At 61.5% G+C, this 23,260-nt stretch carries 22 protein-coding genes and 3 tRNA genes; 19 read left to right on the top strand and 6 right to left on the bottom strand.

The features are described 5' to 3' along the window. Positions 1-23: 23 nt before the first annotated feature. From ACQ66J_RS00295 to ACQ66J_RS00285, 3 genes are all read left to right on the top strand, one after another. Positions 24-1,448 (top strand): alpha/beta fold hydrolase, encoded by a 1,425-nt coding sequence (locus ACQ66J_RS00295; RefSeq protein WP_430429970.1) that lies wholly within the window; start codon positions 24-26, stop codon positions 1,446-1,448. 191 nt (positions 1,449-1,639) lie between these two features. Beyond that, positions 1,640-4,045 carry an endopeptidase La gene (gene lon, locus ACQ66J_RS00290; protein ID WP_430429968.1) on the top strand — a complete coding sequence of 802 codons (2,406 nt, stop codon included), beginning with the start codon at positions 1,640-1,642 and terminating at the stop codon, positions 4,043-4,045. A 174-nt stretch (positions 4,046-4,219) separates the two neighbouring features. Continuing rightward, a complete protein-coding gene (locus ACQ66J_RS00285; protein WP_430429966.1) occupies positions 4,220-4,648 on the top strand; it encodes a MarR family winged helix-turn-helix transcriptional regulator in 429 nt (142 codons plus the stop codon). A gap of 3 nt (positions 4,649-4,651) precedes the next feature. Here the strand turns inward: ACQ66J_RS00285 and ACQ66J_RS00280 are convergent, their stop codons facing one another. Next, positions 4,652-5,251, bottom strand: a complete 600-nt coding sequence (locus tag ACQ66J_RS00280; RefSeq protein ID WP_430429964.1) for a peptidylprolyl isomerase — start codon at positions 5,249-5,251, stop codon at positions 4,652-4,654. A gap of 243 nt (positions 5,252-5,494) precedes the next feature. Between ACQ66J_RS00280 and ACQ66J_RS00275 the strand changes: the two genes are divergently transcribed. The 3 genes from ACQ66J_RS00275 (at position 5,495) to ACQ66J_RS00265 (ending at position 7,108) form a co-directional block, all read left to right on the top strand. Then, entirely contained in the window at positions 5,495-6,661 is a 1,167-nt protein-coding gene (locus tag ACQ66J_RS00275) for a bifunctional chorismate mutase/prephenate dehydratase (protein WP_430429962.1), read from the top strand. Between the two features lie 24 nt (positions 6,662-6,685). After that, positions 6,686-6,761, top strand: a tRNA-Val gene (locus ACQ66J_RS00270). Between the two features lie 128 nt (positions 6,762-6,889). After that, positions 6,890-7,108, top strand: coding sequence for a hypothetical protein (locus tag ACQ66J_RS00265; protein ID WP_375548966.1), 219 nt, complete (start codon positions 6,890-6,892; stop codon positions 7,106-7,108). Between the two features lie 14 nt (positions 7,109-7,122). On the opposite strand, the gene ACQ66J_RS00260 is transcribed toward ACQ66J_RS00265, so the two are convergent. Next, positions 7,123-8,304: a hypothetical protein gene (locus ACQ66J_RS00260; protein WP_430429960.1), complete on the bottom strand. Its 1,182-nt coding sequence runs from the start codon at positions 8,302-8,304 to the stop codon at positions 7,123-7,125. A gap of 266 nt (positions 8,305-8,570) precedes the next feature. Between ACQ66J_RS00260 and ACQ66J_RS00255 the strand changes: the two genes are divergently transcribed. Next, positions 8,571-8,647: transfer RNA gene (locus ACQ66J_RS00255), tRNA-Asp, on the top strand. Positions 8,648-8,720: 73 nt separating this feature from the next. Beyond that, positions 8,721-8,797: transfer RNA gene (locus ACQ66J_RS00250), tRNA-Asp, on the top strand. Positions 8,798-8,879: 82 nt separating this feature from the next. On the opposite strand, the gene ACQ66J_RS00245 is transcribed toward ACQ66J_RS00250, so the two are convergent. From ACQ66J_RS00245 to ACQ66J_RS00230, 4 genes are all read right to left on the bottom strand, one after another. Beyond that, complete coding sequence (locus tag ACQ66J_RS00245) at positions 8,880-9,584, bottom strand: CPBP family intramembrane glutamic endopeptidase (protein ID WP_430429958.1); 705 nt, start codon at positions 9,582-9,584, stop codon at positions 8,880-8,882. A gap of 121 nt (positions 9,585-9,705) precedes the next feature. Continuing rightward, positions 9,706-10,950: an ABC transporter permease gene (locus tag ACQ66J_RS00240; RefSeq protein WP_430429956.1), complete on the bottom strand. Its 1,245-nt coding sequence runs from the start codon at positions 10,948-10,950 to the stop codon at positions 9,706-9,708. Between the two features lie 2 nt (positions 10,951-10,952). Continuing rightward, positions 10,953-11,636, bottom strand: a complete 684-nt coding sequence (locus ACQ66J_RS00235; RefSeq protein WP_375548970.1) for an ABC transporter ATP-binding protein — start codon at positions 11,634-11,636, stop codon at positions 10,953-10,955. Continuing rightward, positions 11,633-13,105, bottom strand: coding sequence for an efflux RND transporter periplasmic adaptor subunit (locus ACQ66J_RS00230; RefSeq protein WP_430429954.1), 1,473 nt, complete (start codon positions 13,103-13,105; stop codon positions 11,633-11,635). The genes ACQ66J_RS00235 and ACQ66J_RS00230 overlap by 4 nt, the downstream gene beginning before the upstream one ends. 332 nt (positions 13,106-13,437) lie before the next feature. Here ACQ66J_RS00230 and ACQ66J_RS00225 point away from each other — a divergent pair, with 332 nt between their 5' ends. The 11 genes from ACQ66J_RS00225 (at position 13,438) to nuoK (ending at position 23,260) form a co-directional block, all read left to right on the top strand. Then, positions 13,438-13,803 (top strand): NADH-quinone oxidoreductase subunit A, encoded by a 366-nt coding sequence (locus ACQ66J_RS00225; protein ID WP_028284441.1) that lies wholly within the window; start codon positions 13,438-13,440, stop codon positions 13,801-13,803. Between the two features lie 5 nt (positions 13,804-13,808). Further along, positions 13,809-14,372: a NuoB/complex I 20 kDa subunit family protein gene (locus tag ACQ66J_RS00220; protein ID WP_022699593.1), complete on the top strand. Its 564-nt coding sequence runs from the start codon at positions 13,809-13,811 to the stop codon at positions 14,370-14,372. A gap of 24 nt (positions 14,373-14,396) precedes the next feature. Next, complete coding sequence (locus tag ACQ66J_RS00215) at positions 14,397-15,011, top strand: NADH-quinone oxidoreductase subunit C (protein WP_430429951.1); 615 nt, start codon at positions 14,397-14,399, stop codon at positions 15,009-15,011. A gap of 5 nt (positions 15,012-15,016) precedes the next feature. Continuing rightward, entirely contained in the window at positions 15,017-16,207 is a 1,191-nt protein-coding gene (locus ACQ66J_RS00210) for an NADH-quinone oxidoreductase subunit D (protein WP_430429949.1), read from the top strand. Then, positions 16,204-17,244, top strand: coding sequence for an NADH-quinone oxidoreductase subunit NuoE (gene nuoE, locus ACQ66J_RS00205; RefSeq protein ID WP_430429947.1), 1,041 nt, complete (start codon positions 16,204-16,206; stop codon positions 17,242-17,244). Before ACQ66J_RS00210 ends, nuoE begins: the two co-directional genes overlap by 4 nt. Positions 17,245-17,247: 3 nt before the next feature. Beyond that, positions 17,248-18,552, top strand: a complete 1,305-nt coding sequence (gene nuoF / locus ACQ66J_RS00200; RefSeq protein WP_430429945.1) for an NADH-quinone oxidoreductase subunit NuoF — start codon at positions 17,248-17,250, stop codon at positions 18,550-18,552. Positions 18,553-18,561: 9 nt separating this feature from the next. Continuing rightward, entirely contained in the window at positions 18,562-20,673 is a 2,112-nt protein-coding gene (nuoG, locus tag ACQ66J_RS00195; protein ID WP_430429943.1) for an NADH-quinone oxidoreductase subunit NuoG, read from the top strand. A 5-nt stretch (positions 20,674-20,678) separates the two neighbouring features. After that, on the top strand, positions 20,679-21,731 hold the full coding sequence (nuoH, locus tag ACQ66J_RS00190) for an NADH-quinone oxidoreductase subunit NuoH (protein WP_022699587.1): 1,053 nt from the start codon (positions 20,679-20,681) through the stop codon (positions 21,729-21,731). 16 nt (positions 21,732-21,747) lie between these two features. Further along, positions 21,748-22,236 carry an NADH-quinone oxidoreductase subunit NuoI gene (gene nuoI / locus ACQ66J_RS00185; RefSeq protein ID WP_022699586.1) on the top strand — a complete coding sequence of 163 codons (489 nt, stop codon included), beginning with the start codon at positions 21,748-21,750 and terminating at the stop codon, positions 22,234-22,236. Positions 22,237-22,340: 104 nt separating this feature from the next. Beyond that, positions 22,341-22,949 carry an NADH-quinone oxidoreductase subunit J gene (locus ACQ66J_RS00180; RefSeq protein ID WP_022699585.1) on the top strand — a complete coding sequence of 203 codons (609 nt, stop codon included), beginning with the start codon at positions 22,341-22,343 and terminating at the stop codon, positions 22,947-22,949. Beyond that, the gene (nuoK, locus tag ACQ66J_RS00175) at positions 22,949-23,260 is read left to right on the top strand and encodes an NADH-quinone oxidoreductase subunit NuoK (protein ID WP_009800975.1); all 312 of its coding nucleotides are present in this window, start codon (positions 22,949-22,951) and stop codon (positions 23,258-23,260) included. Before ACQ66J_RS00180 ends, nuoK begins: the two co-directional genes overlap by 1 nt.

Here is a 23,260-nt window from a genome sequence, read left to right as displayed (position 1 = left end):
TTGCTGTGAAACGGGGCGTGCAGATGGTGTTTTCCAGACGGTTTGCTGTGCTGCTGGCGACCTGGGCAGGCGCATTGAGCGTTTTGGCGCCGGCGACAGCTCAGGATGCGCCGCCCCGGTTTGAGGCTGTGGATGAGGGGGAGAGCTTTCCTCTCACGGTCAGCGGCCCACGCTATCAGCGCGGGTATCTGGTAGTGACGCAAAGCGATGATCCTGAAGACACGCTGGAGCTGCGGCTTCCAGTCATCCACATCCGCGCGTCCGAGCCCCGGCCTGGTCTGGCGCCGGTTCTGTTTCTACCGGGCGGGCCGGGTGTGGGCGGTTTATCCGCAGCACAGTACCCTGGCGCCTATCCCTGGAGTGCGGAGCGCGATTTCGTCATACTGGGACGGCGCGGCACGCAATACGCTGAGCCTTCCATGCGGTGTGAAGCAATCGGTCCGGCTCTGTCGAGTACAAAGCCCGGCGCTGAAGCGCGGCTGGAGACGGCTCTGCAAGAGTGTCGCGCGGCGCTCGTTGCGCAAGGCGTAAGGCTCGACGCCTATCACAGCGCCGCCAGCGCGTCTGACATAGAGGCTTTGCGGCAAGTTCTGGGCTTTGACCAATGGTCTTTGTTCGCTCTGTCATACGGCACGCGATTGGCCCTGACCTATGCGCGGGAGTATCCCGAGCGCGTGCAGTCCATGGTTCTGGATTCGCCTTTGCCTCACAGCGCACGGTTTGACGACGCATACCCTGGTAATCTTGAAGCCGCACTGCGCCGGGTCGCGCAGATGTGCGCCGCTCAAGCCGAGTGTGACGCGGCCTTCCCAGACCTCGAGTCCAGGTTCTTCGCGGCGATTGAAGCGGCTCCCAGACAGTGTGACTCCGACCAGGTGTGTCAGCGCGCCCTTGTGAATTCAGTCCCGCTCGGCTCCGCCGCTGATCTGGCGCGCGCGCCGCTCTTGATGGATCAGGCGACCGGTATGGAGTCTGTCCCGGCCCGGGGCTATGGCGTGTCAGACTTTGATTGGGGTGTGCGCTTGTCTGTGTGGTGCAGCGAAGCGCTGCCCTATGCCGAGCGCCGCAACGGCCCCTTGCCGGACAGTTTCGCCGGGATCGACAGCGCCACTTTCACACCGCAGACCTGTGAGACCTGGGGCGCGCCGGCGCGACCGGCGTCTGAGGTGGCGATCACCACAAGCGATGCGCCGACCTTGATCCTGGCGGGAGAGCTGGACGTGCTTACCCCTCCGGCCTGGGGCTATGATGCGGCCCGAACCCTCAGCCGCAGCCGCGTGATCGTCCTCCCTGGCGGGTTTCACACTGAAAGCACTCAATGGGATGGGGATGGCTGCGCGATGTCGCTTGCTGTGAGATTTTTTTCATCACCCGATGAGATGATCGACGACACGAGCCCGGCGCCCTGCATACAGGCGCGCGCCAATCCGGCTTTCATCACCCGCTAGGCCCATGCGCTGCAATCTGCGCTGAGCCTCAGGCTTGAAGCTGCTAGGCGCCGCCTCCACTTGTTTAGGCATGCAAACACGGCGAGGCTCGGCTTGATGAGCGGGCCAGGTCGTGAGGCCGGCGCCGCAAGGGTCGGCGAGGTTGAGTTGCGCCCCGGTTCGGGAGCGACCCGGCCCCTTGGAGAATGACTATGAGCGAAACTAAAACGCTTCCCCTGCTGCCGCTGCGCGACATCGTCGTCTTTCCGCACATGATCGTGCCCCTGTTTGTGGGCCGCGAAAAATCTGTGCGGGCGCTCGAGGAAGTCATGCGCGCGGACAAGCAGATCCTTCTGGCCACTCAGAAGAATGCGGCTGACGACGATCCGGCCCATGAAGCGGTCTACAATGATGGCGTTGTGGCGTCTGTGCTGCAGCTTCTCAAACTGCCCGACGGCACGGTGAAAGTACTGGTCGAAGGCGGTCGCCGCATGACCATTACCCGCTTTCTGGACAATCAGGCCTATTTCGAAGCTGAAGCCGAACTGGTGGAGGAAGAGCTGGCCGATCCGGCGGAAGTCGAGGCGCTGATGCGCGCGGCGGCTGAAAAGTTTGAAGACTATGTCAAGCTGAACAAGAAAGTGCCGCCCGAAGCGCTGGCCGCTGTGGGCGAGATCACGGACGCCGCCAAGATGGCGGACACGATCGCGGCGCATCTGTCGGTGAAGATCGCCGAGAAACAGGCGCTGATGGCCAATTCCAATGTGGTGGAGCGCCTGGAAAAGGTGTTCGCGCTGATGGAAGGCGAGATCAGCGTGCTGCAGGTCGAGAAGAAAATCCGCAACCGCGTGAAGCGGCAGATGGAGAAGACCCAGCGCGAATATTATCTCAACGAGCAGATGAAGGCGATCCAGCGCGAGCTGGGCGAGGGCGATGACGGCCGTGAAGAGCTGTCTGAGCTTGAGCAGAAAGTCGCCGAAGCCAAGCTCAGCAAGGAAGCGCGCGAAAAGGCCGAGGCGGAGCTCAAGAAGCTGCGCCAGATGAGCCCCATGTCGGCGGAAGCCACGGTGGTGCGCAATTATCTCGACTGGATGCTGGCGCTGCCCTGGGGCAAGCGCAAACGCCTGAAGAAAGATCTGGGCGTGGCCGAGCAGGTGCTCGACCGTGATCATTTCGGGCTTGAGAAGGTCAAAGAACGCATTGTCGAGCATCTCGCAGTGCAAACGCGCGTGAAGAAAATGCGCGGCCCGATCCTGTGCCTCGTGGGCCCGCCGGGTGTGGGCAAGACCTCGCTGGGCCGTTCCATCGCGGAGGCGACGGGACGCGAGTTCGTGCGCGTGTCTCTGGGCGGCGTGCGCGATGAAGCCGAGATCCGCGGTCACCGTCGCACCTATATCGGCTCCATGCCGGGCCGCATCATTCAGTCGCTGAAGAAAGCCAAATCGACCAATCCGATCATCTTGCTCGATGAAATCGACAAGCTGGGTGCGGATTACCGCGGCGATCCGGCGTCGGCGCTGCTTGAGGTGCTCGATCCGGAACAGAACTCCACCTTCAATGATCACTATCTGGAAGTGGATTATGATCTGTCCGACGTGATGTTCATCACCACGGCGAACACGCTCAACCTGCCTCAGCCGCTTCTCGACCGGATGGAGATCATCCGGATCGCGGGCTACACCGAAGATGAGAAGGTGGAGATCGCGCGTCGTCACCTGATCCCCAAACAGCTCAAAGTGCATGCGCTGAAAGAGGGTGAGTGGACGGTTGAGGATAGCGCCTTGCGCGACCTGATCCGTTATTACACCCGCGAAAGCGGCGTGCGGAATCTGGAGCGCGAGATTGCACGTCTGGCGCGCAAAACCGTGCGCAAGCTCGTGGCGGGTGATAATGACCATGTCACCATCACTTCCGAGAACCTCGATGACTTCGCCGGCGTGCGCAAACACCGCTATGGCGAAACCGAGGACGAGGACAAGGTGGGTCTGGTCACGGGCTTGGCCTGGACCGAAGTGGGCGGTGATCTGCTGACCATCGAAGCGGTGCAGATGCCCGGTCGCGGCAAGATGACGGTGACCGGCAACCTCAAAGAGGTGATGAAGGAATCGATCTCGGCGGCGAACTCTTATGTTCAGAGCCGGGCGCCGGCCCTGGGCATCAAGCCCACGGTCTTCCGCACCACCGATATTCACGTTCACGTGCCTGAAGGCGCGACGCCCAAGGACGGCCCGTCTGCGGGCGGGGCCATGATCACCGCCATCGTTTCCACGCTCACTGGCGTGCCGGTGCGCAAGGATGTGGCGATGACCGGTGAGATCACCCTGCGCGGCCGCGTGCTGCCCATTGGCGGTCTTAAAGAGAAAATGCTGGCGGCCTTGCGAGGTGGCGTGAAGACAGTGCTGATCCCCAAGGACAATGAAAAGGATCTCGCCGAGATCCCGGACAATGTGAAAGAGGGGCTCAAGATCATCCCGGTCGAAACCGTCGAGGAAGTCCTCAATGTGGCTCTGACCGAACCGATCCAGCCGGTGGAGTGGACTGAAGCGGATGCCGCGGCGCTGGCTGCGCTTCCCGGTTCCACTGAAGTCAGCGGCGGCGGCGAGCAACGCCCGCACTAAAAGCGCTTAAGACTGAGGGAAAAGGCTCCGCAGGCGACTGCGGGGCCTTTTCCTATGGCGCAGGCAATTGCTTTAGACGTTTAGCGACTTGGCTTTTCTCACCGAACTGGGATAGCGGTATAAATCTATGTTGTTGTCTCGTCTCTTGGCGAGCCTTGCCTGTTGAGAGAATGAATGAGCGCCAGCAGTCCCCGTTTGTATTCCGCCGTGATCAAAAGCGCCGAACGGCTTCGCCAGGAAGCGGACTCCGTCGTCATCGAGGCGGCGGGGCTGACGGTTGCGCAAGCGGCGCTTCTGGGTGTGGTGCTGAATGACCCTGACGCGACCCAGAGCGATATCGCCGTGCGTCTTGAGCTGTCGGAACCGGCCGTGACCCAGATGGTGGCGCGGCTTCAGCGTGAAGGCCTGATCGAACGGACCCGCGATGAAAACGATCGCCGCCGCTGGCGCCTGAAGGTCACGACCGATGGCCTCGCCAAGGCGGAGCGCGCCCGCGTGGCTTTTGAGGGGGTGAATGCGCGGCTTGAAAAGATGATGGGCGAGGACGTTGCAAGCGATGTCGCCCAACGCCTGAACACGCTGCGTCTTGAACTGAAAAGCTAGACCCTAATCTGCGTTACGGATACGCACTTTCTCGATCACGACAGGGTCGGTCATGAACTGCGGGTAGGGGAAGTCATCCGGCGCGCGGTCCAGGCTGGTCGGGCTCATCCAGATGCGCTCCACCACATCCATACCCTCGATCACTTCGCCGAACACGGCGTATCCGGCTTCATCGGGGTTACGGCCGTCCGGTCCTGCGTCGAGGCCGGGATAGTCATGAACCATGATGAAAAACTCGGTCGTGGCGGTGCCAGGTGCGTCGCGCGCCATGGAGATGGCGCCGCGTGTATGGCTCAGACCGGTGTCGAGCGTTGATTCATGGGCGATGCTCTCAGCCGCGGCCAATCCGTCAAAGCTGTGTCCGCCCTGGATCAGGTTCATCGGAGCGACGCCCGCGCGCTCATTATCGTCGCGGACTGAGCGATAGAAAGACCCGTCGTCAAAATGCCCGGCCTGGGCGTGGGTGATGAAATTGGCGACGCTCAATGGCGCAGCGGCCTCATCAAGCTCCACCACGATGGCGCCATGGCTGGTCTCGATGACCGCCTGAGGCAAGCCGAACGCCAGGGCTACGGCTGACAGCGTGGTGATGAGTGCAGGCATGGGCGTGTCCTTTGACCGAGATGGCGCTATCGGGCGGTGTTGCAAGCTGAATGTCAATTGTCCGGCCAAAAGGACTTGACCGTGTGAGGTTTAGGGTTTCATGCTGCGACGCATGATGAACACGAACCTCTTTGTCTTCGGCGGCTATTTCTATCGTCCTTTCGGGGCCGGTTGACGCTGCTTGCTTGCAAGATGAAGTCACCAGCCCCGCCCTTCGGCGGGGTTTTTTAATGGGAGTCGGCCATGAGCCAGACCGAGCTGCGCGATGAGCGTCTAATTCTGCGTCAGGCGATTGATGCGTCCGATTCAGAGATCCTGAAAATTCTGGCGGAGCGTCGGCGTCTGGGCGAGGCGCTCGGGGCGTTGAAAGCCGGCGAGCACAGCCCGGTGCGCGATACGGATCGTGAGCGCGCCGTCATCGAGCGCGCCGTGGAAAAGGGGCGCGAGTACGGCTTGTCTGACAGCTTCGTTGAAACCCTGTTCCAGGCGATCATCGACGACTCCCTGCGCCGCCAGCGCGCCGGTCTCGACGCCCGTGTGGGCGACGCCATGCTGACCGAAGCGCGGGTCGCCTATCTCGGCGGTCCCGGCTCCTATTCGCAGTTTGCCGCGAACGCGCACTTTTCGGGCCGGTATTCCGGCGTCGCGCCGGTGATCAAGCGCGATTATGCGTCGATCTTCAAAGCGCTCGAGGAGGGCGAGGCGGATTACGGCTTCCTGCCGATCGAGAACACGGCCACAGGCGGCGTCAATGAAGTCTACGACTTGCTGCGCGACTCCAACCTGAAGATCGCCGGCGAACACCATATGAAAATCCAGCATGCGCTGATGGGCAAGGCCAGCGATCTGGGGCCGGTCCGCACGGTCTATGGCCACCCCCAGGCGCTGCGGCAGGCGCAGAGATGGCTTAATTCGCGCACGGATCTCAAGAAAGTCCCGGTCACCTCCACCACGCGGGCGCTGGAACGCGCGCTGGATGAAGGGCCTTCGGTGGCCGCCGTTGCAGGACCGGACGCCGCGCGCTTGTTCGGCCTGAACCTGATTGAGCCGATGATCTCCGACTTTGAAGGCAATGAGACCCGCTTTGTCGCCCTGGCGGTCGACCCGGCCCCGGCGTCCCCGCTCTTGCCGTGCAAGACCTCGCTGGTCTTCATCACGTCTGATGCGTCCGGCTCGCTCGTGGATGCCCTGGACGGCTTCCGCCAGCACGGGGTGAACATGACCAAGCTGGAAAGCCGACCCGTCCCTGGATCCCCCTGGGAGCAGATGTTCTTTCTCGATCTTGAAGGTCATGAAGAGGACAAGGCCGTGGTCAAGGCGCTGGAGCATTTGTCCGGCTGTGCGAAATCTGTTCGGCGCTTCGGTTCTTACGGTTCAGACCGCTTGAAGCCGACCTCGCTTGAGGGCTAAAAGAACGTCCTTCGAGTCGGAAACGGGTGGTTAGCTCAGCTGGTAGAGCAACTGGTTTACACCCAGTAGGTCGGCGGTTCGACCCCGTCACCACCCACCATCCGGCTCAATTTTTCTCACAGGACCAGACGTGTCGGGATATTTCCCCATTGCCGTCGCCAGACGGCTCAGCCAGTGTTTCAGATCTGAGGGGCGTCTTTGCGCCTCCTGGCTTGGGGAGCAAGCTCGATGACCCCGTATGACGCGTTTATCGCCGCTCATATCGATACCGATTTCGAGACTTACGCAGCGTTCCTCAAAGCGATGGACGAGGCGGGTCTTGAGGGCGAAGACCGGCAGCGCGCCTATTCGGCCTGGAGGCTGGGCTGGAGCCGGGCGATGCTGGGCGCGGAAGGCGGCGAGCAGCTGACTGAAGTGCGTGAAGGCCGCATCAAGCAATGGCGCTAGCGTTCGGATGTTGATCACGCGCCAAACTGCGCGTCCAGAAAGCGCAAAAACGCATCCCAGTCTTCGCCGCGCACCCCATGTGTGGCGGGGCGGATGTGAAAGGCGATGCGTCCGGTGACGCTCATATCTTCAAGTGTGTCCTGCCTCAGACCGTCCTCTCCATAGAGCGACCAGACCGGGCTCGCCGCTTCCGCCGCGCGCCAGGCGCCGGCAGGGTCAGACCAGACATCGCGGCGCGCATTGCCCAAGAGCACGCTGCGCGGCGCGATCATGGCCAGTAGATGATGCGCATCGAGCGGCAAGGCGTCTTCGCGGTCTGCATAGGTCGCATAGGCAGGCGCGAACCAGTGCGGATAGCTTTGGGTGATCGAGGCGAGCGGCTCTCCCAGATTGTCCCGGTGAAGAGATGCTCCGCCCGTACCCGATTGATGGGCGATCACGACGCCGAAGCGTTCATCGCGTGCGCCCGCCAGCAATGCCGCCTTGGCGCGCCGCGAATGCCCCATGACGCTTAACTGGTTAGGGGCGATGCGGGGATCGGTTTGAAGGTGATCGGCCACACGGCTCATCATCCACGCCCACACCCCGATCACGCCGGGGCGGTCAGGCGCGTCTGGGTCAAGATTGAGCGCGCGGAGTGTCGCGTCATGAACGCTGGCGCGATCTGGCGCGATATCGCTTTCATGCCAGGCGGCGACCGCATACCCGCGCCGCAGAATCTGTTCCAGAGGCGGGCTGACGACGTAATCGCCAAAAAAACTGCTGGCGAAGTCTTCAAGCGCCGAGCCTGACGGTTCGCAATATCCCGGAACCGGGTTATCGGATTCGGGCCAGTCAGGACGGCGCAGCTGGGCGCGCAAGCCGCAATCGCTGGGAATGAGAATCACCGGAACCGGGCCTTGCGCATCGTGCGGCGTGATCAGCGCCAGATCAATTGCGCCCTGACCACCGTTTTCAAGCGCGATTGAGAGCGACACCCGCTCCAGCACGCCAGATTGACGATAGGCGTCCGGATCGATGACCTCGCGTTCAATCATGCTGACATCAGCGCCTGGGAGCGGTGCGCCATACAGCGTGTCGGACAGGGTTTGAGCAATCTGCGGTCTTGCGCTCCGCCAACCCTCCAACCCGTCTTCCAGCCCTGGCAGCGGCGGCTCAGCCGGGGGACCTGCGCCATGGGGGTTGGCGGTCATCATGATATAGCGCACCGGACTGCATGAGGCGGCGAGGCCAAGCAATAAGGGCGTTATGAGCGCGAGGAGGAGGGCGGTTCTCAGGACGAAACGAGGCTGGGTCATCAGACCAGCTTAGCGCTGTCCCGAGCCCGCGGCGAGCGGGCTCACAACGCTGTGATTTTCCCACAGTCAGACGCTGCATTTGCTGGCAAAACCCGCTTGACCCTTCGCGGGTGCGCCTTTAGACACACGCTTCCTGACGCGGCCTTGCGCCGCAGATGATCTGAGCGGGTGTAGCTCAGTTGGTTAGAGCGCCGGCCTGTCACGCCGGAGGTCGCCGGTTCGAGCCCGGTCACTCGCGCCAGTTCAGATCATCAGGACATGCCGCTTTGAGCGGCGTTTTAGTTGGCGCCGAGCTTATCGACGCATTGATCTGAGCGGGTGTAGCTCAGTTGGTTAGAGCGCCGGCCTGTCACGCCGGAGGTCGCCGGTTCGAGCCCGGTCACTCGCGCCAGTTCAGATCGAAATAGTCCAGACTTTCAAATATGATCTCAAGAGCCGACGCCCGGTTTCAGGCGCCGGCTGAGACTGTTCGTCTAGACGTCCAGATTGAAATACAGCGCTGTGAATGCCAAGCAGTCTACCGCCGCGTGAGCGATCACTAGCGGCCACAGATTTCGTTTGTAGATCAGGAATAACAGTCCAAGCGACAGGCCGATCAGGCCCGTGGTGATCAGGCCGCGTATGCCCTGATAGTAAAAATGGCCATATCCGAAATACAACGCCGGCAAGAGCACGGTCAGCGCGGTCATGGCGAACCCAGACCCTAGCGCATCACGCAGCCGGTTGATCATGTAGCCGCGAAAGAACAATTCCTCGCCCAGGCCTGCAGCGAAGATCGCAATCGCGAGCCACAACAGATAATGGGGCAAACTGCCATCGACCACCGCGCCGAAGCGATCCATGACCCCGGCGGGCTCTTCCCCCATGAAATCAAACCCGAGCGCTGCGCCGATGGTCGCAGTTCCTACGCCTGTCGCCAGAATTGCGATGATCGCGAACACTGCCTGAACAGGTAAGAGGAGCCAGGATTTCAGCTTTGGTAGTTTGATCAGCCCGAAGCGTCGCCAGCCTAATCCTCGCCAGCGCAGATAGACTGTCAGCCCTGACAAGACGACCAGCAGCGTCAGCGGTCCGGCATAACGCCAGAGCACCAGGCTGATCAGGGCTTTGACCGTCATGGCCGCCAGGGCCGCGATTAGGACTTCAAGCAAGATAAGGTGACGGGGAGAAGCGGACATTTCAAACTCACTTTGCATACTATTGGTTCAAAGCCAGATGCCTGTATCGCCCTGATTGGATGCAAAAGAGGCCGCTTCGGGGGAAGCGGCCTCTCTGTCGAGTTCTGATAAACAGAGCGCTCTACTCGTGGCGCAGCGCCGTGATCGGATCGAGGCGGCTGGCCTGGTGCGCGGGATAAAAGCCGAACAGTACGCCCACCAGCGTCGAGGCGCCGATGGCCACCAGCGCGATTGTGGGCTTTACCGCTACGTTCAGATTGACGCCGAGCGCCGGTGCGAACTGCTCGATGCTGAGCGCCAGGCCAAGACCGAACAACAGACCCAGCACGCCGCCGACGGAGCACAGCACGACCGATTCAATCAGAAACTGATTACGGATGTCCGCCCGGCGCGCGCCGATGGCGAGGCGCAGCCCGATCTCTCGCGTGCGTTCGGTCACCGAGACCAGCATCACGTTCATGATGCCGATGCCGCCGACGATCAGGGTGATCAGCCCGGCCACGGCGAGCAGCAAGCCCATCACGGTCTCTGTGGCGCGGAAGGCGGTGATGAATTCGGCGAAATTGCGAACCTGAAAATCGTCGTCATCCCCCGGATCAATGGCGCGCAAGACGCGCAGGAAGTTTTCCAGCTCTTCGGTCGCGTAATCCATATCCTCGCCGGCGGCGATTTTCACCCAGACCCGCTGGACCGGATCACGCACGCCGGCGCGAGAATAGCCCACCACGCGCGAGCGCACGGTGGAGATGGGCGCCATGATGATGTCGTCCTGATCCTGTCCGAAGCTCGACTGGCCCCGCTCAGACAGGATGCCGATGATCTCGAACGGCTGGCTGTTGAGCCGGACCGAGGCGCCGATAGCGCCGCCTGAAGGAAAGAGTTCATCCGCCACCGTCTGCCCCAGAATCGCGACGCGGGAACTGCGGTCCACATCGATCACGGAGAACATGCGGCCGTCCGAGACCGTCCAATCGCGGATTTCAAGATAATCGGGATGAACGCCCGTGATCTGCGTGGGCCAGTTCACGCCGTCCACCACCGCAGTGACGGCTCCGTCGATCGTGCCGGAGGCCGCCACGACCACGTCCACCTGATTGCGCATGGCGTCGACATCGTCAGAGGAAAACGGCGTGCCGCTGCCAGCGCCGCCCCGGCGTCCGCCACGATTGTTGGACCCGGCGCGAATGTTGAGCGAGTTCGACCCCAGAGAGGAAATCTGGTCCTGCACGGCCTGGCTGGCGCCATCGGCCAGTGAAACAGTGGTGATCACGGCCATGACGCCGAAAATGACGCCCAGAATGGCCAGGAAGCTCCGCAGGGCGTTGACGCGCAAGGCTGTTAGCGCAACCCCAATTGCCGCCATCATATTCATTGGTCATCCTCCACGATCAAGCCGTCCCGGAACCAGATCCGGCGTCTGGCGCGCGCGCCGACCTCGCTTTCGTGGGTCACCAGCACAATGGTGATGCCTTCAGCGTTGAGCTGGTCGAGAATATCGAGCACTTCAATCGTGGTCTGGCTATCGAGCGCACCCGTAGGTTCGTCCGCCAGCAAGATCGAGGGTTTCCCTGCCAGAGCGCGGGCGATGGCGACGCGTTGCTGCTGACCGCCGGACAGTTGAGAGGGGTGGTGATCCATACGATCCCCCAAGCCCACCATGGTCAGGCATTCGGCCGCGCGGGCGTTGCGCTCCTTGGGCGGCAGACCGCGATACAGCAGAGGCAGGGCCACATTGTCGAGCGCAGTGGTGCGCGGCAGCAGGTTGAACTGCTGGAACACGAAACCGACCTTGCGATTGCGAAAATCAGCCAGCTCGTCGGGCGTCATGCCCGACAGCGCCTCTCCGGCGATCACAAGCTCGCCCGAGCTGGGCCGGTCCAGCGCCCCCACCATATTCATGAATGTGGATTTGCCGGAGCCGGATGGCCCCATAATGGCGACGTATTCGCCGGCGTTGAGGGTGCAATCCACCCCGGCGAGTGCGTAAACGTCGCTGCCGCCCAGGGTGTAGACCCGCGTCAGTTCGCGCGCCTGAATGAGAGGCTCGGTCATCCGTTCGTCTCTCGCACGCGCGTGACCACGCGATCTGTCTCGGTGATCGAAGGGCCGAGGATCTGGGTGTATTGCCCGTCAGAGAGACCGATGCCGACCTGGCGCTCCTGAAGGCGTCCCTCGGCGGTTTCGATCCAGATCGAACCGCGGCGGACCTGGTCTCGCTGGCGAGAGCGTTCCTGGCTCATCTGGTCGTACCGCGCCAATTGCTCAGACGTCAAAATGTCAGACAGGGCGCGCCGGATCAGCGCTTGCGGATTGGGACGCGCGCCGCCGGGGGCGGGGTTCTGGAACTGGGCGCGCATTTGCTGAAACGTCTCGCGCAGGGCGCGTTCCGCTTCGCTGCGCTGCTCATCGGTCAGCTCCAGCTCTTCAGCCAGCCGGTCAATCATGCCGGCGCCGCTGCGACCGCCGCGTTGCCCGCCATCCGCCTGGTTTTCAGCAGCGACCACCAGGCTTTCCGCCGCGCCGCGCGGGGCGAAGCGCAGCGCTGCGTTCGGCACAGACATCGCGCCCTCGACCTGACCGGTCACGATGGAGACGTTGGCGGTCATGCCTGGCAGCAAGCGCTGGCCGGGATTGTCCGCCTGGATCACGACGGTATAGGTGACGACATTGCCTTCATTGGTGGCGGCGAGGCGCACCTGGGTGACTTCACCGGCAAATTCACGGTCAGGATAGGCGTCCACATCAAAAGTGACGGTCTGGCCTTCGTCGATCTGGCCGATATCGGCTTCGTCGATTTCCGCTTCGATCTGAATTCGCGACAGATCCTGGGCGATCAGGAACAAGACGGGCGCGTTAAACGATGCGGCCACGGTCTGGCCTTCATCAATCTGACGGTCGATCACCACGCCCTCGATGGGGGAACGAATGAAAGTGCGCTCCAGATCGACCTCTGCGCTTTCAAGCGAGGCGCGGCGTTGCTGCTCGCTGGCGCGTGAATTGCGCAGATTGGCCTGAGCCACCAGGAGCGCGGCGTTGGCCGCCGCCAGTTCTGATTCCGCCGCGTCATATTGCGCCGCCGAATAAGTTCCGCGCTGAACCAGCTCTTGAGCTCGGTCAAAATTGCGTTGAGAGATTTCACGATCCACCCGCGCGCGCTCCAGATTGGCGTCCGCAACAGAGACCTGGGCGCTGGCCACTTGCAATGTGGCCTGAGCTTCCTCGACACGCGTCTGGAAGGTCTGCGGATCAATGCGCGCGAGCAGGTCGCCGGCCGTCACCTGATCATTGAAGTCGGCATGCAGCTCAAGCACCTGCCCGGAAAGCTGTGAGCCTACCTCAACGGTGATCAGCGGCGCGATGGCGCCTGAGGAGGAAACGATTCGCGAGATGTCGCGCGCCTCCACAGGCGAGGTTTCAATCAACAGGTCGCCGGTCGCAGCAGCGCCGCCGCGGAAAAAGAGGAACCAAATCAATGCTGCGGCAGCGATGATCGCTCCGCCTGCGAGTAGAATGCGTTTCACGTCTATGCCCCTGGCCGAATGTGGACGCTGTTGCGTCACCTTGCCCTTACGTACGGCGTATCATGGCTGGATCAGTTGCAGAAAATGAAACACTTGAAAGGATTAGTTCGGTAACTGAGAGGCATTCGCAATTATTGTCGTCTTTTCCCCATATTAGACCGCATTTGGACAGTGCTTTCGGCTTGCGAGCGGGCAGTCGCCGGACTAGCTTCCGCCTCAACCGCGGCCGGGGACTCACTGTGCAAGCGTTTGTTTGGATTTATCTGACCGAATGAACAGCTGTGATCCTTCGGCCCACTGGCCATCTTGATGCGGGGAAGGTGCGACCTCTCATGAACGCGCTCCTGTTGGAATATCTGCCGATCCTGATCTTTCTGGGCATAGCCGCAGGGCTGGGCCTGGCGTTCATTCTCGCCGCTTTCGTGCTGGCGCCGTCTGATCCGGATCCGGAAAAAGTCTCCACCTATGAATGCGGCTTCAACGCCTTTGATGACGCGCGCATGAAATTTGACGTGCGCTTCTATCTGGTTGCGATCCTGTTCATCATCTTCGACCTGGAAGTCGCCTTCCTCTTCCCCTGGCTGTTCCCGATCTTCGACGGCAGCATCACGGCCTTCTGGTCGATGATGGTCTTCCTGGGGGTTCTCACGGTTGGCTTTCTTTATGAGTGGCGCAAAGGCGCGCTGGACTGGGAGTAGGGCTTATGTCTGACCTGATTGTTCCGGCGGGCGCCGCCGCGACGGCCAAGACGCCGCATTACGACCCGCAAAAGCACGATCCGTTCTTTGACGGCGTCAGCGACCAGCTGGCCGACAAAGGCTTTCTTGTGGCGCGCGCCGATGACCTGATCACCTGGGCGCGCACCGGCTCGCTGATGTGGATGACATTTGGTCTGGCCTGTTGCGCGGTGGAGATGATGCAGGCGTCCATGCCGCGTTATGACGTTGAACGTCTGGGCGCTGCGCCGCGCGGTTCGCCCCGCCAGTCTGATGTGATGATCGTCGCCGGCACCCTGACCAACAAGATGGCTCCGGCCTTGCGCAAGGTCTACGACCAGATGCCTGAGCCGCGTTACGTCATCTCCATGGGCAGCTGCGCCAATGGCGGCGGCTATTATCACTATTCGTACTCAGTCGTGCGCGGCTGCGACCGGATCGTACCGGTCGACATCTATGTGCCGGGCTGCCCGCCGACCGCTGAAGCGCTGGTGTACGGCATCTTGCAGCTTCAGAAGAAAATTCGCCGCGAAGGCTCGATTGAGCGCTAAGGCGCCCGTCTAGGAGACGCTCTTATGAGCAAGACCGAAACGCTGACAGAACTGGGCGCGCATCTTACGGCGGCGCTCAGCGACGATGTCCGCAGTGTGGATGTCGCCCATGAGGAATTGACGCTGACCATTCACCGCGACCGCGTGGTGAAGGTGTTGCGCTTCCTGCGTGATGATCCCCTGTGCCGTTTCACCTCGTTGATCGACATTTGCGGCGTTGACTGGCCGTCGCGCGCGGACCGGTTCGATGTGGTCTATCACCTTCTGAGCATGCATCTGAACCAGCGTATCCGCGTGGTTCTGAGCACGGATGAAGACACGCCCGTCGCCTCTGTGGTTGAGTTGTTTCCGGCGGCGAACTGGAATGAACGCGAAGCCTTCGACATGTATGGCATCCTGTTCGATCACCACCCGGATCTGCGCCGGATCCTGACCGATTATGGTTTCCACGGTCACCCGCTGCGCAAGGACTTCCCGCTCTCGGGCTTCAACCAGGTCGTTTATGACGATGAGCAGAAGCGCGTGGTCTATGAGCCCGTCGAGCTGGTCCAGGACTACCGTGACTTTGACTTCCTCAGCCCTTGGGAAGGCGCGAAATACGTGCTGCCCGGCGATGAGAAAGCGGAAGGGAAGGCGTAAACGTCATGGCTGAAACCGACATCCGCAATTTCACCATCAATTTCGGCCCGGTGCACCCCGCCGCCCACGGCGTGCTGCGCATGGTGCTGGAGCTGGACGGCGAAGTGGTCGAGCGCGTCGATCCCCATATCGGCCTTCTGCACCGCGGCACCGAGAAGCTGCTGGAGCACAAGACCTATCTTCAGGGCATCGGCTATTTTGACCGCCTCGACTATGTGGCGCCGATGAACCAGGAGCACGCCTTCTGCCTGGCGATCGAGAAACTCGCCGGCATTCCCGTGCCCAAGCGGGCCTCCTATGTGCGCGTTCTGTATTCTGAAATCGGCCGCATCCTGAACCATTTGCTCAATGTCACGACGCAGGCGATGGATGTGGGCGCGCTGACCCCGCCGCTGTGGGGCTTTGAAGAGCGCGAGAAATTGATGGGCTTTTACGAGCGCGCCTCCGGCGCCCGTCTGCATGCTCATTATTTTCGTCCCGGCGGCGTGCACCAGGATCTGCCGCAAGAGCTGATTGATGATATCGACGCCTGGTGTGACCAGTTCACCCAGCATGTGGATGATCTTGAGACCCTTCTGACCGAGAACCGCATCTTCAAGGCGCGCAATGTCGATATCGGCGTGGTGTCCAAGCAGGATGCGCTCGAATGGGGCTTCTCCGGCGTGATGGTGCGTGGTTCAGGCATGGCCTGGGATCTGCGCCGCTCGCAGCCCTATGAAGTCTATGACGAGCTGGAATTCCAGATTCCGCTGGGCAAGAACGGCGATAATTACGACCGCTATCTGTGCCGCATGGAAGAGATGCGCGAATCCATGAAGATCATGAAGCAGTGCTGCGACTGGCTCTCCCGCGAGGAGAATCAGGGCGACGTATTGCCGGTGGAGTCCAAATTCGCGCCGCCGCGCCGCGCCGAGATGAAGCGCTCGATGGAAGCGCTGATCCAGCACTTCAAGCTCTACACTGAAGGCGTGCATGTTCCCGAAGGTCAGGCTTATGCCTGCGTTGAAGCGCCCAAGGGCGAGTTCGGCGTCTATCTGATCGGCGACGGCACCAACAAACCCTATCGCCTGAAAATCCGCGCGCCTGGTTTCGCGCACCTTCAGGCCATGGATTACCTCAATAAGGGCCACATGCTTGCGGACGTGTCCGCGATCCTGGGCTCACTCGACATCGTGTTCGGGGAGATTGACCGATGAGCGCGCGTCGTATCGCCGCTGAGCAACCCGACAGCTTCGTCTTCAACGAGAAGAGCGAAGCCAAGGTCCAGTTCTGGCTCGCCAAATATCCTGAAGAGCGCAAGGCGTCGGCGGTCATTCCGCTGTTGTGGATTGCGCAGAAGCAGGACAATTGGATCTCTGAGCCCGCCATGCGCGAGATCGCGGAACGCTGCGGCATGCCGTATATCCGCGTCTATGAGGTGGCGACCTTCTACACCATGTTCAATCTCGCCCAGACCGGCAAACACCTGATCCAGGTGTGCGGCACGACCCCGTGCTGGCTGCGCGGCGCGGATGACCTCAAGGCGGTGTGCGAGAAGAAGATCGGCAAGAAGGGGCGCGAACACGTCTCTTCTGACGGTGTTCTGGCCTGGGAAGAAGTCGAGTGCCTGGGCGCTTGCGCCAATGCGCCGATGGTCCAGATCTCCAACACCGAAGGCGATCTGTATTACGAAGACCTGACCGCGGAAGCGCTCGAGCAGATGCTTGATGATCTGCGCGCCGGGAAAGATGTCAAGGCGGGCCCGATTTCGGGGCGGTCCTGCTCTGAGCCGACCCAGGCGACGACGCTGACCTTGGTCGATGAGAGCCTGTATGACGGCTCGCGCGCTAAAAAGGTCAAGCTGCCCAACACCAAGGGCGCTGAGAAGGCCGAGGTTCCGAAAGCGGAACCGGCCAAGCCCCAGGAAAAAGGCGCGGAAGAGAAGGCCAAGCCCAAGGCGAAGGCGAAATCGCCTGCGCCGAAAGCCGCTGCAGCGGACGCTGGCGCCGGCAAGGCGCCTAAGCTTCTCAAAAAGCCTGACGGCGAAGCGGATAATCTCAAAAAGCTGACCGGTCTCGGGCCGAAGCTTGAAACGTCGCTCAACGAGATCGGCGTTTATCATTACAGCCAGATCGCAAGCTGGAGCGCTGAAGAAGCGGTCTGGGTTGATGCGGCGCTGAAGCTGCGCGGCCGGATCGAGCGCGACAACTGGATCGACCAGGCCAAAGCCATGGCCGGCAAGGCGGAAGGGTAATACATGACCCAGCTATTGCAGGATAAAGACCGGATCTTCACCAATCTCTACGGCCGCCATGACTGGCGCCTTCAGGGCGCGAAGCAACGCGGTCACTGGAACGCCACCAAGGATATTCTGGATCAGGGCCGCGACTGGATCATCGACGAGATGAAAAAATCCGGTCTGCGCGGCCGCGGCGGCGCAGGCTTCCCGACCGGCCTGAAATGGTCGTTCATGCCCAAGGAAGTGGGCGCGCGTCCGCACTATCTGGTCGTGAACGCTGACGAATCCGAACCGGGCACCTGTAAGGACCGGGAGATCATGCGCAATGATCCCCAGAGCCTGATCGAAGGCTGCCTGATCGCGTCTTTCGCCATGCAGGCGCACGCTTGCTACATCTATATCCGGGGCGAATACCAGTTCGAGCTCGAGCGCATGGAAGCCGCCATCAAGCAGGCGTATGACGCCAAGCTGATCGGCAAGGACAATGTCCATGGCTGGGATTTCGATCTCTACATCCACCATGGCGCCGGCGCGTATATCTGCGGCGAGGAAACCGCGCTGCTCGAAAGCCTGGAAGGCAAGAAAGGCCAGCCGCGCCTGAAGCCGCCTTTCCCGGCGAACGCGGGCCTTTATGGCGCGCCGACCACTGTGAACAATGTGGAATCCATCGCCGTTGCGCCGACCATTCTGCGCCGCGGCGCGGACTGGTTCGCGGGCTTTGGCCGAGAGGGCAATGCGGGCACTAAGGTGTTCTCGATCTCGGGCCATGTGAACGCGCCGTGCAATGTCGAAGAGGTGATGAGCATCCCGCTCAAGACCTTGATCGAGACCCATTGCGGCGGCGTGCGCGGCGGTTGGGACAATCTCAAGGCGGTCATTCCGGGCGGCTCGTCCGTGCCGCTGCTGCCGAAAGAAATTTGCGACGACGTGCTGATGGATTTCGATGCTCTGAAGGAGCACAAATCGGGTCTGGGCACGGCGGCGGTGATCGTGATGGACAAATCCACCGATCTCGTTAAAGCGATCGCGCGCATCTCGTACTTCTACAAGCATGAAAGCTGCGGCCAGTGCACGCCATGCCGTGAAGGCACCGGCTGGATGTGGCGCGTGCTTGACCGGATGTCCCGCGGCGAAGCGGAGATCTCCGAGATTGACGATCTGCTGGACGTCGCCGGCCAGGTGGAAGGCCACACCATTTGCGCGCTCGGCGATGCGGCGGCTTGGCCGGTTCAGGGTCTGATCCGTCATTTCCGCGGCGAGATCGAGGATCGCATCAACAACTACCGCGCCGGCAAGCCGGTGTTCGTAGCGGCTGCGGAGTAGGAACCAGACATGTCTGACAATCTGCGCACCATCGTGATCGACGGCGAGGAAGTCACCGTCCCGAACGATTACAACCTGCTTCAGGCGTCCGAGGCGGCGGGCCGTGAAATTCCGCGCTTCTGCTATCACGAGCGCCTGTCGGTGGCCGGCAATTGCCGCATGTGCCTTGTGGAGCTGGTGGGCGCGCCGAAGCCCGTCGCGTCTTGCGCCTTTCTGGTGCGCGACATGCGCGGCGGTCCCAATGGTGAGCCGCCGCAAATGCGCACGCTCAGCCCGCTTGTGAAAAAGGCGCGAGAAGGGGTGATGGAGTTCCTCCTGATCAACCACCCGCTCGACTGCCCGATCTGCGACCAGGGCGGCGAGTGCGACCTACAGGACCAGTCCCTAGCCTATGGCCGCTCCGGATCTCGCTTTGACGAAAACAAGCGCGCGGTCGAAGAAAAATACATGGGTCCGCTGATCAAGACGGAGATGACCCGCTGCATTCAGTGCACGCGTTGCGTCCGCTTCTCCACCGAGATCGCGGGCGTGCCCGAGCTGGGCGCGATCGGCCGTGGCGAGAATATGGAGATCACCACCTATCTCGAACAGTCCATGACGTCCGAACTGTCGGGCAATGTCATCGATCTGTGCCCGGTGGGCGCGCTGACCTCTCGCCCTTACGCCTTCAACGCGCGTCCATGGGAGCTGACCAAGACTGAAACCATCGACGTGATGGACGCGCTTGGCTCCAATATTCGCGTCGACAGCCGCGGCGGCGCCGTGCTGCGCATCATGCCGCGCCTGCATGACGACGTGAATGAAGAGTGGATTTCCGACAAATCCCGCTTTGTTTGGGACGGTCTGGGTCGCCAGCGTCTGGATCGCCCGTTCGCCAAGACAAACGGCAAGCTCGCCCCGATCGACTGGGACGAAGCCCTGACCATCGCCGAAGACAAGCTGTCGGGCGACGCCTCCAAAATTGGCGTCATCGCGGGCGATCTGAACGATGTCGAGGGCCTTTACGCCGCCAAAGAGCTGTTTGATGCGCTTGGCGTCACATCCATCGACGCGCGCCAGGACGGCTCAAAGCTCGGGTCCGGTCCGCGCGAAAGCTATCTGTTCAACTCCACGATCAAGGGCATTGATCAGGCTGACGCCATTTTGATCGTCGGCGCCAATCCGCGCGTGGAAGCGGCGGTGATGAACGCCCGCATTCGTCAGCGCTGGCTGACCGGCAAGTGCGAGATCGGCGTCATCGGCGAAGCCCATGACTTGACCTATGACTATGCGCATGTGGGCGAGGGCGCTAAAGACCTCGCAGCCCTTGGCGGCAAGCGCTCGGGTTTCATCAAGACCCTGAAAGACGCCGAGCGTCCGATGATCATTCTCGGCGCGGGTGCGCTGGCTCGTGAAGACGGTCAGCAGGTGCTGCGCGCGGCGGGCGAACTCGCTGATAAGATCGGCGCGGTGAAAGAAGGTTGGAACGGCTTTAACGTGCTGCACACGGCGGCGAGCCGTGTGGGCGCTCTGGATCTGGGCTTCGTGCCGGGCGAAGGCGGCCGCGACACCACCGCCATTCTCGACGGCGCGTCTTCGGACGAGTTGGACACCGTCGTGCTTCTGGGCGCGGATGAGATCGACATGGCGAAGCTGGGTTCCGCCTTCGTGATCTATGTGGGTCATCACGGCGACCAGGGTGCTCAGCGAGCGGACCTGATCCTGCCGTCGGCGGCTTACACCGAAAAGCCTGGGCTTTACGTGAACACCGAAGGCCGGGTGCAGATGGCGGAACGCGCCGTCTTCCCCAAGGGCGACGCAAAAGAGGACTGGGCCATTTTCCGCGCCCTCTCCGCACGCCTGGGCAAGACCTTGCCCTATGACGATCTGAACGCCCTGCGCGCCAAGCTGATCGGCGACCATGAGATCCTGGGCCAGATTGACCATGCACCGGGCGCTCTGAATTCGGGCGAGTTCAAACCGGCTGAGCTGGGCGAGGCGGGCGATGTGTCCGACGCGCCGTTCAAGAGCCCGGTTGAAGATTTCTACTTTACCAATTCGATCGCGCGGGCGTCCAAGACCATGGCTGAGTGTTCAGCTGCGGCGACGGCGGCGCGGCAAACCCTGCAAGCGGCGGAGTAGGGCGCATGTACGATTTCGTCACTCAATGGGGGCCGCTCTGGGGCACGCTGGCGTCTGTGGGCCAGATCCTGGGCTTCATGGTCGTCCTGCTGCTCTCGCTGGCCTTCCTGCTGCTGATGGACCGCAAGGTCTGGGCGGCGGTTCAGATGCGCAAAGGCCCCAACACGGTCGGCGCGTTCGGCCTGCTGCAATCCTTTGCGGACTTCATCAAGTTCGTCCTGAAGGAAATCATCGTGCCCGCCGGCGCGGATCGGCCGCTCTTCATTCTGGCGCCGCTTCTGACGCTGACGTTCGCCTTCATCACCTGGGCGGTGATCCCTGTGGCGCCGGGCTGGGTGATCTCGGATCTTAACGTCGGCATTCTCTACATTTTCGCGATCAGCTCGCTGGGCGTTTACGGCATCATCATCGGCGGTTGGGCGTCCAACTCGAAATATCCGTTCCTGGGCGCCATGCGCTCGGCGGCGCAGATGGTGTCTTATGAGGTCTCCATCGGCTTCATTCTGGTGACCATTCTTCTGATGGTGGGCAGCATGAACCTGACCGACATCGTCGAGGCGCAGGCGGGCGGGTTCTGGAACTGGCACGTCTTGTCGTTTGATATGTTCCCGGTGCCGGTCTTCGTGATCACCATTCCGATGTTCGTGATGTTCTTCATCTCGGCGCTGGCGGAAACCAACCGTCCGCCGTTTGACCTTCCCGAAGCGGAATCCGAACTGGTGGCCGGCTATCAGGTGGAATACTCCTCCACCCCGTATCTGCTCTTCATGATTGGCGAATATCTCAACATCGTTCTGATGTGCGCGCTCATGACCGTCCTGTTCATGGGCGGCTGGCATGCGCCGTTTGATATTGTCCCGTTCACCTGGGTCCCCCCGGTGTTCTGGTTCGCGATCAAAGTGGTTCTCTTCTTCTTCATGTTCGCCATGGTCAAAGCATTGGTGCCCCGGTACCGCTATGACCAGCTGATGCGTCTGGGCTGGAAAATCTTCCTGCCCACCTCACTGGCCGCCGTGGCGCTTATGGGCGGCATCGTCGCCTACTCGAACGCTGGTTAAGGGCTAAGGATCTGACATGAGCCGGATTGCACAAACCCTGCGCGGCGCCGCCCTGATGGATTTCTGGGGCGCGTTCGCACTTGGCATGCGGTACTTCTTCCGCAAGAAGCCGACCATCAACTATCCCTTTGAAAAGGGGCGTCTGAGCCCGCGGTTCCGTGGTCAGCATGCTTTGCGGCGCTACGCCAATGGTGAAGAACGCTGCATCGCCTGCAAGCTGTGTGAAGCGGTCTGCCCGGCGCAGGCGATCACCATTGAAGCCGAACCGCGTGAAGACGGCTCGCGCCGCACCACGCGCTATGACATCGACATGACCAAATGCATCTATTGCGGATATTGCCAGGAGGCATGCCCGGTGGATGCAATTGTTGAGGGGCCGAATTTCGAATTCGCCACCGAAACTCGCGAAGAGCTGTATTACGACAAAGCCAAGCTCCTCGATAACGGCGACCGGTGGGAACGTGAAATTGCACGGAACCTCGAACTCGACGCGCGCTACCGTTAACGCTATCACGGCGCGCGACTCCATACCGGGGCTGGGGATTCTCTCCCGCTCCATTTGATCTCAGTCCGGCGAGCTCGTCCTCGTCGCCCGTAAGGGGGGCAACAGTGCTGTCAGCAGCGGCCTTCTATATTCTTTCAGCAACCGCCGTGTTCTCCGCCTTGATGGTGGTGATCGCGAAGAACCCTGTTCGGGCGGTGCTGTTTTTGATCCTCGCCTTCTTCTCGGCGGCGGGGCTGTTCGTCCTTCTCGGGGCCGAGTTCCTGGCGATGATTTTGGTCATCGTCTATGTGGGCGCGGTTGCGGTGCTCTTCTTGTTCGTGGTGATGATGCTCGACATCGACTTCGCCCAGCTCAAGGAAGGCTTCATCAGTCATGCGCCGCTCGGCGGTTTGGTGGCCATAGCCCTCGCCGGCATCCTGGCGACCACGGGGCTGGGCTGGGTCAGCGCTGACAGCGCCAGCTCCGCACTGCAATCGCCGACGCCGGACGACATGACCAATGTCGCCGCCCTCGGCGCGCTCATCTATGACCGCTACGTGTTCTTCTTCCAGCTGGCGGGCCTTGTGCTGCTGGTCGCCATGGTCGGCGCCATCGTTTTGACCCTGCGCCATCGCGACGGCGTCAAGCGCCAGGACATGCACGCCCAGGTCAATCGCAAGCGCGAAGACTCCGTCGAGATCGTCGACATCAAAAGCGGCGAGGGGATTGGCTGATGCTTGAGATTGGTTTGGGTCATTATCTCGCCCTGGCGGCGATCCTGTTCACCATTGGCGTTTTCGGCATTTTCGTGAACCGCAAGAACGTCATCATTTTGCTGATGTCGATCGAGCTGATCTTGCTGTCGGTGAACATCAACATGGTCGCGTTCTCCGCCCATCTGGGCGATCTGACCGGCCAGGTCTTCGCCATGTTCATCCTGACGGTCGCGGCTGCTGAAGCGGCGGTCGGCCTCGCCATTCTCGTCGTCTTCTTCCGCAACCGTGGCGATATCGCGGTTGACGACGTCAACCTGATGAAGGGCTAG

Origin of the sequence: Oceanicaulis sp., assembly GCF_965284345.1 — a bacterium.
GTDB classification, from domain to species: Bacteria; Pseudomonadota; Alphaproteobacteria; order Caulobacterales; family Maricaulaceae; genus Oceanicaulis; species Oceanicaulis alexandrii_A.
This window is presented reverse-complemented; position numbering and strand designations above follow the sequence as displayed.